Source organism: Nocardioides sp. NPDC006273 (assembly GCF_040613495.1).
Classification (GTDB): domain Bacteria; phylum Actinomycetota; class Actinomycetes; order Propionibacteriales; family Nocardioidaceae; genus Nocardioides.
In genome coordinates this window covers 68,717-79,122 of record NZ_JBEXSD010000019.1, presented here as the reverse complement: position 1 = coordinate 79,122, position 10,406 = coordinate 68,717, and the positions used below count along the sequence as shown (strand labels likewise).

The 10,406-nt window shown below is 67.0% G+C and carries 9 protein-coding genes and 2 pseudogenes; 7 read left to right on the top strand and 4 right to left on the bottom strand.

Going from position 1 to position 10,406, the window contains the following annotated elements; genetic code table 11:
- Positions 1–9: 9 nt before the first annotated feature.
- Positions 10–57, top strand: a pseudogene (locus ABZZ22_RS10975) (hypothetical protein); the annotation flags it as partial.
- Between the two features lie 77 nt (positions 58–134).
- Here ABZZ22_RS10975 and ABZZ22_RS10970 read toward each other — a convergent pair.
- Positions 135–1,667: pseudogene (locus ABZZ22_RS10970) on the bottom strand (long-chain-fatty-acid--CoA ligase); the annotation flags it as partial.
- A 111-nt stretch (positions 1,668–1,778) separates the two neighbouring features.
- Here ABZZ22_RS10970 and ABZZ22_RS10965 point away from each other — a divergent pair.
- The 6 genes from ABZZ22_RS10965 to ABZZ22_RS10940 all read left to right on the top strand — a co-directional run bounded on the left by ABZZ22_RS10965 (position 1,779) and on the right by ABZZ22_RS10940 (position 6,955).
- Positions 1,779–2,936 (top strand): thiolase family protein, encoded by a 1,158-nt coding sequence (locus ABZZ22_RS10965; RefSeq protein ID WP_354930619.1) that lies wholly within the window; start codon positions 1,779–1,781, stop codon positions 2,934–2,936.
- A 200-nt stretch (positions 2,937–3,136) separates the two neighbouring features.
- Positions 3,137–3,322, top strand: coding sequence for a hypothetical protein (locus ABZZ22_RS10960; protein ID WP_354930616.1), 186 nt, complete (start codon positions 3,137–3,139; stop codon positions 3,320–3,322).
- Positions 3,323–3,472: 150 nt separating this feature from the next.
- Positions 3,473–3,871 (top strand): SCP2 sterol-binding domain-containing protein, encoded by a 399-nt coding sequence (locus tag ABZZ22_RS10955; RefSeq protein WP_354930613.1) that lies wholly within the window; start codon positions 3,473–3,475, stop codon positions 3,869–3,871.
- On the top strand, positions 3,871–5,385 hold the full coding sequence (locus ABZZ22_RS10950; RefSeq protein ID WP_354930610.1) for an aldehyde dehydrogenase family protein: 1,515 nt from the start codon (positions 3,871–3,873) through the stop codon (positions 5,383–5,385). Before ABZZ22_RS10955 ends, ABZZ22_RS10950 begins: the two co-directional genes overlap by 1 nt.
- A gap of 3 nt (positions 5,386–5,388) precedes the next feature.
- Positions 5,389–6,516 (top strand): NAD(P)-dependent alcohol dehydrogenase, encoded by a 1,128-nt coding sequence (locus ABZZ22_RS10945; protein ID WP_354930607.1) that lies wholly within the window; start codon positions 5,389–5,391, stop codon positions 6,514–6,516.
- A gap of 1 nt (position 6,517) precedes the next feature.
- Entirely contained in the window at positions 6,518–6,955 is a 438-nt protein-coding gene (locus tag ABZZ22_RS10940; RefSeq protein WP_354930604.1) for a nuclear transport factor 2 family protein, read from the top strand.
- Positions 6,956–7,029: 74 nt separating this feature from the next.
- Here ABZZ22_RS10940 and ABZZ22_RS10935 read toward each other — a convergent pair whose 3' ends face one another.
- The 3 genes from ABZZ22_RS10935 to ABZZ22_RS10925 form a co-directional block, all read right to left on the bottom strand.
- On the bottom strand, positions 7,030–8,484 hold the full coding sequence (locus ABZZ22_RS10935) for an aldehyde dehydrogenase (protein ID WP_354930601.1): 1,455 nt from the start codon (positions 8,482–8,484) through the stop codon (positions 7,030–7,032).
- Positions 8,481–9,593, bottom strand: a complete 1,113-nt coding sequence (locus tag ABZZ22_RS10930) for an NAD(P)-dependent alcohol dehydrogenase (protein ID WP_354930598.1) — start codon at positions 9,591–9,593, stop codon at positions 8,481–8,483. The genes ABZZ22_RS10935 and ABZZ22_RS10930 overlap by 4 nt, the downstream gene beginning before the upstream one ends.
- Positions 9,594–9,673: 80 nt before the next feature.
- Positions 9,674–10,357: a TetR/AcrR family transcriptional regulator gene (locus ABZZ22_RS10925; RefSeq protein WP_354930595.1), complete on the bottom strand. Its 684-nt coding sequence runs from the start codon at positions 10,355–10,357 to the stop codon at positions 9,674–9,676.
- Positions 10,358–10,406 lie beyond the last annotated feature (49 nt).

Genomic DNA, 10,406 nt, shown 5'->3' with positions numbered 1-10,406 from the left:
AGCGCCGGCATGGGCATCGGCCTGATGTTCTACGGCGTCAGCGAGCCGATCTCGCACTTCGTCACTCCACCTCCGGGCACCGGCGAAGCGGGCAAAGATGCGCGCAGGGCGTTCTTGTCCGGCTTGCCCACGCTGGTCCGCGGGATGGCCGAGCTGAAGGTCCAGCGGTCGGGGATCCACCACTTGGCCACCCGGCCGCTGAGGAAGGTCACCAGCTCGTCCTCGCTCGGCTCGGCCCCATCCAGGGCAACCACGAAGGCGTGAGGTCGTTCCTCCCACTTCGGGTCCGGGACGCCAATCACGGCGACCTCGCTGACGGCGGGGTGGTCGGCGATCGCGTTCTCCAGCTCGACGGTGGAGATCCACTCGCCCCCACTCTTGATGCCGTCCTTGAGCCGGTCCTTCAGCTGCACCCAACCCCCAGGATGGATCACGCCCAGGTCGCCGGTACGCAGCCAGCCATCGTGGAACTTGGTGGTGTCGGCATTGCCGAAGTAGGAGCCGGTGACCGTGACACCGGCCACCTGGACCTCGCCTTGTGACACACCGTCCCATGGCTGCACGACGCCCTGTGCGTCGACGATTCGCGCGCGCACTCCCGGCATGACTCTGCCGCTCCGGGTCGTCCAGCCGACCGCCTCGTCCGGGGAGGTGCCCGCTGGCGGGCGCGAATAGGTGAGCAGAGGCGACGTCTCGGTCATGCCCCAGCCCTGCGTGATCTGGAGACCGTTCCGCTCGTAGATCTGCCGTGCAAGCGAGGGCGAGAGCGGTGAGCCGCCGGAGACCGCGACGCGAAGGTCGGTCAGGTCGACTCCCTTCAGATGTGCATGTTCAGCCAGCTGGCTCCAGATCGTCGGCACTGCGGCGAGCATGGTGGGCCGTGCCTGCTCGATCATGACGGCCAGATGCGGTGCCTGGAGATACCTTCCGCTCATCACGAGCCGCGACCCCGCGATCCACGCGGCGTGGACCCAACCCCAGGCGTTCGCGTGGAACATCGGCACCACCGGCAGAACGGTGTCAGCATCGCTGAAGCCGTACGCACTGCCCGTCGAGATCATCAAGGTGTGCAGGTACGTCGATCGGTGGCTGTAGGCCACGCCCTTGGGGTCGCCCGTCGTGCCCGTCGTGTAGCACAGCACCGCCGCCTCGTCCTCGTGCACATCGGCCAGTCGATTCATCGGCTCCGCGGCCTCCACCAGATCGTCGTAGCGGTGAAAGGTGACGCCCTCCACGTCAGGTGAGTCGTCCGGCTCGCCGATACAGACGACATGGCGAATGCTCGGCACCTCGGTGAGGAACTCCAGCAGCAGCGGGAGCAGATCGGCGTCGACGAGAACGACCTGGTCCTCGGCGTGCCGGGCGATGTAGGAGAGCTGGGACGCGTGCAGCCGCAGGTTCAGCGTATGTAGTACCGCGCCCATCCCGGGGATGGCGAAGTACGCGGCGACGTGGTGTGAGGTGTTCCAGCACAGGGTCGCGACGACGTCATCGCGACCGACGCCCAGCGCGGCCAGCGCGGTGGCCAGCCGGCGACTCTCGTCGGCGACCTCGGCAAACGTGCGATGCACGAGGACGCCGTCCTGGTAGTCGGTCACGGTCGCGTCAGCATGGATGCGCTCGCCGTGCTCGAACAGATCGGCGATGCCAAGCGGGTGGTGCTGCATCGTGGCGTGCACAGTCGGTCTCCTTCCGATGTCGGGCGTTCTCTTCGTCGATCACGCCCCTGAGCAGTCCATGATATCCTGTAAACCGTACGTACGGTCAAGGAGTAGATGATGGCGACGATCGCTGGACTCGGACTAACCGAGGTGGGCAAGGTTTTTGGCAGGTCCTCTTTCGAGTTCGCTGCAGAGGCGGTCCATCTGGCCGCACAGGATGCCGGAATCTCGGTCGGTGACATCGACGGGTTGCTGATCAACCCGGCACTCACGTCACCGGCTCTGGACCTGACTCTCGCTCGGCGTCTGGGGCTGCGCGACCTGCGCCTCTTGACTCAGCTGACTGCGTACGGCGCCTCGGCCGGTGTCATGGTTGCCCAGGCCGCTCAAGCGGTCGAGAGCGGAACCGCCGATGTGGTCGCCTGCGTCTTCTCGGACACTCCTCGATCCGAGTCCGGCTCAGGTGCAGACGCGTACCGGGCCATGTCGCTGCAGGCGAGGGGCGTTCGAGGTGCGGAGACGGCGGCCGGCCTCACCAGCACGACACATCGGTATGCCCTCGCCGCGGATCGGTACATGTCGACCTTCGGCGTGACGCACGACGAGCTCGGGGCGGTCGCGGTCGGTCAGCGTCAGTGGGCCGAGCTCAACCCTGTCGCCGCGATGCGTACCCCCATGACCCTCGACGACTACCACGCCTCCCGCTGGGTGGTGGAGCCATTGCACCTGCTCGACTGCTGTCTGGTCTCCAATGGCGGTGCCGCGGTGATCGTGACGAGCGCCGAACGGGCGCGCGACCTGCGCCAGCCGCCGGTGCACATCCGCGGCTGGGGCCAGGCCCATCCCGCGCCGCCGCTGCGGGCAGGCAGCACGTTCGGCCTGACCACGGGAGCGAAGGCCTCCGGTCGGGCTGCGCTGGCGATGGCCGGCCTTGAAGTGGGTGACGTCCAAGTCCGTGAGATCTACGACTGCTACACCTACACCGTCCTCGTCACCCTCGAGGACTACGGGTTCTGTCAACCGGGAGAGGCCGGGGCTCTCGCTGCTTCAGGTGCGCTGGCGCCAGGTGGCGACCTGCCCACCAACACCGGGGGAGGGCAGCTCTCGTCGTTCTACCTCTGGGGAATGACACCTCTGCACGAGGCGGTCACCCAGATCCGTGGGCAAGCCGGTCGCCGCCAGGTGGCTACGCACGACACGGCGATCGTGAGCGGAAATGGCGGCATCCTCGAGCACCACTCGACCCTCGTCCTCACCTCGGAGGCTGCTGCATGACAGTCCCTTCCCGCGTGCCTGCTCGGCGCGATGAGATGACGGCAAAATGGTTCGACGGCTTGAATTCGGGCCGGCTACTGCTGAAGACCTGTCCTCGCGGTCATCACAGTCGACCCGACGTCTTGGCATGCGATGTCTGCGGCACCTTCGACCTCGGCTGGGCCGAGTCCAGTGGGCGGGGGACCGTCGTGGCTCTTGCTGTGGATCACTCCACGCGGCCGGCCACCCGCCTGGCCATCGTCGAGCTCGACGAGGGTCCCTGGCTGATCACGCGGCTCGAGGGCGCCTCGGTCGAACGGGGTGAGAACGTCGTCGTCGGTTACGTCGAAGGCGATGAGGGCGAGGCCTACCCGGTGGTCACCGGGCTCGGGCCTGACGCTTCCTGAAGACGGTCTGTTCCGGCGCGCGCCGGGATTCTTCGCGGAGGCGTGACGATCATCACGGAACTCATTGACCGCACGTACGGTCTGTGGCAATGTGGGTCTCTGAGACGCAGACCCGATCGAGGTCTGCCCCAGCCACAACAGGAGGATCCGATGAGCTACTTCAAGGACGACGCCGAGGTCTACAAGTACCTCGGAGGCGTGTTCCGGGTTGCCAACGATGTGGAGGGCGTCGGATCGAATCTGCGCGCGGCCGACATCGTGCTTCGCCTGGACTACAGCAACCCCACCTCGAGCATCACCGTCGTGCTGAAGGAGCCGGCTATCGAGGTCATCGAGGGTGACTCCGATCTCGAGCCGGACGTGCGGATGTCCATGTCGGCCGACCACGGCAACCAGTTCTGGAGTGGTGAGTACAACGTCGCCGTGGGGCTGGCCAAGGGCCAGGTCAAGGCCAAGGGCCCCGTCACCAAGATCCTGAAGCTCATCCCGGCCGCGAAGCCGGTCTTCCCGCTCTACCGTGACCTGGTCAGCGAGAAGGACGCCGTCTGATGAGTGCATCGACCGGAGTCGTGCCGCACTTCCAGATGTACATCGACGGTCAGTGGGTCGACACGGATGCGCAGTACGAGCTGACCAATCCGGCGAACGAGGAGCTCGTCGCCACGGCTGCCAGAGGGACCGTCGAGCACGCCGATCAGGCGGTCGCCGCCGCCCTCGCCGCGCACCGTCGGGGGGAGTGGCGCAACGCCACTCCTGAGGAGCGGGCGGCGACGATGACACGCATCGTCGAGATCCTCAACGAGCGTATGGACGAGCTGGTCGAGCTGCACGTCGCCGAGAACGGCGTCACGGTCCGGCAGGCGATGGCGTTTCACGTCGGCTACTCGATCTCGCACCTGCAGTACTTCGCCGACCTGGCGCGCACCTACCAGTTCGAGACCTCTGGGCCGATGCTGGGCTATCCGACGATGGCGGCCGGCATCACGCGGCGGGAACCGATCGGCGTCGTGGCCGGCATCGTGCCGTGGAACTTCCCGCTGCTGCTGGCCGTCTGGAAGCTGGGTCCGGCGCTGGCCGCGGGTAACTGCGTCGTCATCAAGCCGGACGAGAAGACGCCGGCGACGCTGCTCGAGCTCGCCCGCGCAGCGCACGACGCCGGCCTGCCCCCGGGGGTGCTGAACATCGTCACGGGAGAGGGTGAGGAGGTGGGCAAGCGCCTCTCTGTCCACCCCGACGTCCGGAAGATCGCGTTCACGGGCTCGACCGCCGTGGGCCGGCTCATCGCCCAGCAGGCGGCCGAGAACGTCAAGAAGGTCACTCTCGAGCTCGGCGGCAAGGGGCCGAACATCATCCTGCCCGATGCCGACCTGGACACCGCGGTCGATGCCGCGCTCTTCGCGTTCTGTCTCTACCAGGGGCAGGCCTGTGAGTCGGGAACCCGTCTGCTGCTGCCGGACTCGCTCCACGACGAGTTCGTGACGCGGATGATCGAGCGGGCGAAGGCCATCAAGGTGGGCGATCCCGCCGACTTCGACACCGACATGGGGCCGATCATCTCGGCGGAGCAGAAGGCCCGTATCGAGTCCTACCTCGAGCTGGCTCCCAAGGAGGGCGCCACGGTCGCGTTCCAGGGCGACGTGCCGTCCGGTCCTGGCCACTGGGTGCCGGTCACGATCCTGACCGACGTCACCAACGACATGCGCATCGCCCAGGAAGAGATCTTCGGTCCGGTCCTCTGCGTATTGCGTTACTCCAACGTCCAGGAGGCGATCGACATCGCCAACGACAGCGAGTACGGGTTGTCCGCCGGTGTCTGGAGCGAGGACATCGACGCGGCCATGGAGGTTGCCCGCCAGATCGAATCCGGGACGGTGTGGATCAACGACTGGCACATGGTCAACGTCGCCTACCCCTTTGGTGGGTACAAGCAGAGCGGCGTGGGTCGAGAGCTCGGTCCGCATGCTCTGGACGAGTACACCGAGCAGAAGTTCGTGCACGTCGACCTCGCACGTACGCGAGAGCGCCGGATCTATGACCTTGTTGTACCGGCGGAGGAGGGCTGAGCCATGCGAGCTGCAATCTTTGAGGAAGCAGGGACCGCTCCGGTCCTGCAGGAGGTCGAGCACACCACGTTGCAGGAGAACGAGGTGCTCGTCCGGATCGCCGGCGTGGGTATCTGCCATACCGACCTCACGGGCTTGAACGGCAACGTGCCACTGCCGACGCCCGCGGTCCTCGGCCACGAGGGCGCCGGGGTCGTCGAGGCGATCGGAGCCGACGTCCACGGTCTCGAGGTCGGCGATCACGTCGTGCTGACCTTCGACACGTGCGGCGACTGCCGTACGTGCGCAGCCGGACACCCGGCGTACTGTGAGCTCTTTGCGGCCTTGAACTACTTCGGCACGCGACTGGATGGCACGACCACCATGGTCCAAGGCGATCGGGAGGTCCACGGCAGCTGGTTCGGCCAGTCCTCTTGGGGAACCCACGCGGTCGCGAGCGCACGCAATGCCGTCAAGGTCGACAAGCAAGCGCCACTCCACCTGCTGGGGCCCCTCGGATGCGGCCTCCTGACCGGAGCGGGCACGGTCTTCAACGTGCTTCGCCCGCAACCCGGGCAGAGCATCGGGTTCTGGGGCATGGGAACGGTCGGCCTGGCCGGCCTGATGGCCGCGAAGACGCTGGGCTGCGAGAACATCGTCGCGGTCGATCTCAACGATGACCGGCTGGCCCTCGCGCGAGAGCTGGGGGCGACACACACGTTCAACCCGTCCTCCACCAAGGACGTGGTGTGGGAGATCCTCGAGGCCACCGGGGGACTCGATGCCTCGATGGAAGCCGTCGGTCTCGGCGGTGTGGTTCGGGAGGCTCTTGCGACGCTGCGCTCGCCCGGAGTCTGTGCCACCGTCGGCCTTCAGACGCTGGAGAACGACATCACCATCGATCAGGGTCACCTGCTCATCGGCCGCACGCTGACCGGCGTGATCGAGGGCGACGCCGACCCCCACCAGCTGATCCCCCGGCTGGTCGAGATGTGGCGCGACGGACAGTTCCCGTTCGATCGACTGGTTGCCGAATACCCCCTCGAGAACATCAACGCGGCGCTCGATGACTTCCACGCCGGCAAGGTGATCAAGCCGATTCTCATTCCCGGCACTTCCGTGGCCGGGGACAACCGCGAAGAGGAGAAGTGACATGCAAGGAACTGCATCGGTGGTGACGGACCGCGCCGCCTGGATCGAGGAGTTCTTTCGGCGCGTGGACGCGCACGACTTCGACTGGGTCGAGGGTGCGCTGGCGCCGGAGTGCGTGATCGACGCCCCTGGTTTCAAGCACGAGGGCGCCGAGGTGGTGGCGCTCTGGATGGCAGGGTTCTTCGCCGCATTTCCGGACCTCCGCCACCGTCCTCACCGTGTCACCGCGGTCGGCGATGAGGCAGCCTTCCTCGTCGAGGTGACCGGCACCCACACCGAGGATCTCGGCTTTCCCGACGGCGGCACGCTGCCGCCGACCGGTAAGTCGATCCGGGTCGAACTGGCCGAGTTCTGGAGGTTCGCGGGCGACCAGGTCGTCGAGTACAAGGTGATCTATGACCAGGCAGACTTCCTCGGCCAGCTGGGCGTAGGAGTCTGATCGAGAGTAGAACCTCTCGGCGCACCAATCAGGGCGCTGGACCGTTGGAAAACGGTCCAGCGCCCTGTCGCATCTCATCCGCGGAGGTATACCGACTTCAGCGTGACGTAGGCGTCGAGGCCCTCAGGTCCTAGCTCGCGACCGAGCCCGGATGCCTTGACGCCACCGAACGGCGCGGCCAGGTCGATATCGAAGAAGTTCACGCCGATGGACCCGGTTTCCACTCGGCGCGCCACGTCGAGACCACGCTCGACATCCGTCGTCCAGACGGTCCCGCCGAGACCATACTCGGAGTCGTTGGCCAAGCTGACCGCGTGCTCCACGTCGTCGTACGGCAGGACCACAAGCACCGGGCCGAAGATCTCTTCCTTGACAGGAGTGGCGTCCGGGGCGAGGTCAGCGAGGACGGTGGGCTCGACATACCAGCCCCTGTCCATGTCGCGCGGTCGTCCGCCTCCCGCGACGACACGGCCGCCCTCGGAGCGGCCCGCCGCGATGAAGCCTTCCACGCGCTCGCGCTGCCGCTGGGTGACCAGGGGCCCGACTCTCGTGGCCGGGTCGAGCGGGTCTCCTACGCGAAATGACCGAGCGAGATCGGCGACGGCATCGACGACCTCGTCGTACCTGGAGCGTGGCGCGAGGATGCGGCTGTTGAGATAACAGGTCTGCCCGTTGTTGAGCAGGCTGACCCACGCGAGCCCGCGGACGGTCTCCGTCAGATCCGCGTCGTCGAGCACGATGGCGGCGCTCTTTCCGCCGAGCTCGAGCGTCGCGGGCCGCAGCAGTCGTCCGCAGACCTCGCCGATAGCCCGCCCGGCGGCGGTGGAGCCGGTGAAGGCGACCTTGTTCACCTGGGGGTGGGCGACGAGGTGGGCGCCGACGTCTCGGCCGCCGGTGGTCACATTGATCACTCCCGGAGGGAAGCCGCATGCCTCGGCGGCGGCCGCGAGTGCGAAGGCATCCAGGGCGGTCTCGGGAGCGGGCTTGATCACGACGGTGCATCCGGCTGCCAGGGCCGGCGCGACCTTGAACATGGTGAGCGACTGGGGAAAGTTCCAGGGAACCACGACGGCGACGACTCCAACAGGGTCGCGCCGGACGAGAGTGACACGGCCCGGCAGGTTGGCTGGCCGCTGCTCCTCTGTGGGAGTCGCTTCTGCCAGATCCGCGTAGTAACGCAGTGTCGCTGCCGGTCCTTTGCCCTCGGCCACACGGGACAAGCTGATCGGCATGCCGTTCTCGTTGCTGACGATGCGTGCAGTGTCGTCGCCCCGCGATTCGAGCTCATCGGCCAGCGCGCGCATCCACTGGGCGCGTTGTTCACCGGTCGAGTCGGCCCAGGGTTCCGTACGCAGGGCCTGTCGGGCCGCGTCCACTGCACGGTCGGCGTCGGCGAGGGTCCCGGTCGGGGCGGCACCGAACGGCTCCTCGGTGGCTGGACAGATGACCTGGGTGAGGGACGGGGCGCTCGACGGCTGCCATGTGCCTCCGATGAAGAGGTCGGCGTGCTCTTGGGTGAGGGTGCTCATGTAGTTGCTCCTGGGATGAGGACGGCCTTGATGGTTTCGCCGCTGGCCATGTCGGCCTCGGCTTGGTTGATCTCGCTCATCGGGTACGTCCGGATGAGGCGGTCGAAGGGGAGTCGACCCTGTCGCCACAGCTCGATGAGCTCGGGAATGAGTTCATGTGGCACGGCGTCACCCTCGAGGATCCCGGTGACGGTCTTGCCGGTGGCGAGCGCGTCGCCGGGGAGTTCGATGGTGCCGGCGACGGCGGAGACGAGGCCAAGCGTGCCTTGCGGGCGCAGTGCCCCGACCCCGGCCGTGACGACGGAGGGCGCTCCCGTGGTGTCCAGGGCGGTGTCCGTGCCTCCCCTGGAGATTTTCTTGACCTGGCTGGCAATCTCGCCCACGGAGAGACCGGTGGAATCGACGACGTGCGTCGCGCCGAGCTCCAGGGCGAGGTCGAGCCGAGCGCGGTGGCGGTCGACGGCGATGACGTACTCGGCATTCGCGGACGCGGCGGCCATGACGGCCGAGAGTCCAACCGCCCCCGCGCCGTAGATCGCTGTGCTCGTGCCGCGAGCTACCTGTAGGACCCGGAACACCGAGCCCGCGCCGGTCAGTACGCCGCACGCGAGGGGGCCGAGCAGTTCCAGCGGGACGCCGTCGGGCACAGGCACGACGTTGCGTGCCTCAGCCAAGGCGTGGCTCGCGAAGGAGGACTGTCCGAACCACTGGGCTCCGATCGACCCGCCCGCGTGGTCTCGTGCTCGGCCCCCATCGTCGTCAGTGCGGCCCACCAGGTTCCGCCTCCAGAACGAGCGGCAGTACGCGGGATGTCCGTCCACACATGCCGGGCACGTCCCGCAGTGGTCGAAGGAGAGCACGACGTGGCTACCGACGGCTACGTCGGTGACCCCAGGCCCCGTCGCGGTCACGACGCCCGCACCCTCGTGACCCAGGATGAGTGGGGGCTCCGCCATGAAACCGTCGATGCGGGGGAGCAGATCGGTGTGGCAGAACCCCGTGCCCGCTATCTCGACGAGCACCTCTTCCGGGCCGGGCTCGGCGAGGTCGACGTCCTCGATCTTGAAGGCGCCGGCGCGTTCGCGCAGTACTGCAGCCTGGATTCGCATTCTTCACCCCTGGTTGACCGTGCGTACGGTCAATCCTATCGTGATGCGCCTCCATTCACCAGGGCGGTGTGTCGCGCCTGTCAGGCGGAGAGTGAGTCTTCGTCCTCCGCGACGGCCTCGATCGCTTCGCGGACGACCTTGGCGCAGCGGCCTTCCGGGTCGCTGAGCTCCGCGACCCGGTCGCGGTCGACGAGGAGGCTGCCCAGGACGAGGTCGACCAGACTGCTTCCGATGGCGCTGATCGGGCGATCGCCGTCGGGGTGGAACCAGGTCCACGCCCACTGTGCCGAGCCGAACATCAGCAGTGCGTCGACGGTGGGATCGACCTTGCGGAAGATCCCACCGTCGACGCCGGCCTGGATGACGTCGCGAACACGAGTGAAGTACTGCTGTCGCAGATCCGCCCCTTTGGCCATCGACTCCTGGTCGGCCAGCCGGACGACCTCGCGCTGGAACGCCACGGTCGCCGCGCGATCTTCGACGTGGTAGTTCATGAACGCGTGGAGAGCAGCCGCGAGCTGTTCTGCCGGATCTTCGAGATGGCCAAGCATGTAGTCGATCTCGGCCAGACGGCGCGTCATGTAGGACTCATGCAGCGCGGCGAGAATCCTGTCCTTGGTGCCGAAGTGGTGCACGATCGTGCCCTTGGACACGCCGAGCTCCTTGGCGACCAGCCCGAAGTTGACGCCGTCGTAGCCGATCTCGGCGATGTGTCGCGTGAAGGTATCGAGGATTTCGTTGTACCGTCCAGCACCGGCAGCCATGGGGGTCCTTCTTTCCGCGGATTATCGTCGAGTTCGTCTTCGCGGCGAG

Coding starts and splice junctions, on each gene's coding strand:
- ABZZ22_RS10965 (WP_354930619.1), top strand. CDS start 1,779: ATGGCGACGATCGCTGGACTCGGACTAACCGAGGTGGGCAAGGTTTTT.
- ABZZ22_RS10955 (WP_354930613.1), top strand. CDS start 3,473: ATGAGCTACTTCAAGGACGACGCCGAGGTCTACAAGTACCTCGGAGGC.
- ABZZ22_RS10950 (WP_354930610.1), top strand. CDS start 3,871: ATGAGTGCATCGACCGGAGTCGTGCCGCACTTCCAGATGTACATCGAC.
- ABZZ22_RS10945 (WP_354930607.1), top strand. CDS start 5,389: ATGCGAGCTGCAATCTTTGAGGAAGCAGGGACCGCTCCGGTCCTGCAG.
- ABZZ22_RS10940 (WP_354930604.1), top strand. CDS start 6,518: ATGCAAGGAACTGCATCGGTGGTGACGGACCGCGCCGCCTGGATCGAG.
- ABZZ22_RS10935 (WP_354930601.1), bottom strand. CDS start 8,484: ATGAGCACCCTCACCCAAGAGCACGCCGACCTCTTCATCGGAGGCACA.
- ABZZ22_RS10930 (WP_354930598.1), bottom strand. CDS start 9,593: ATGCGAATCCAGGCTGCAGTACTGCGCGAACGCGCCGGCGCCTTCAAG.
- ABZZ22_RS10925 (WP_354930595.1), bottom strand. CDS start 10,357: ATGGCTGCCGGTGCTGGACGGTACAACGAAATCCTCGATACCTTCACG.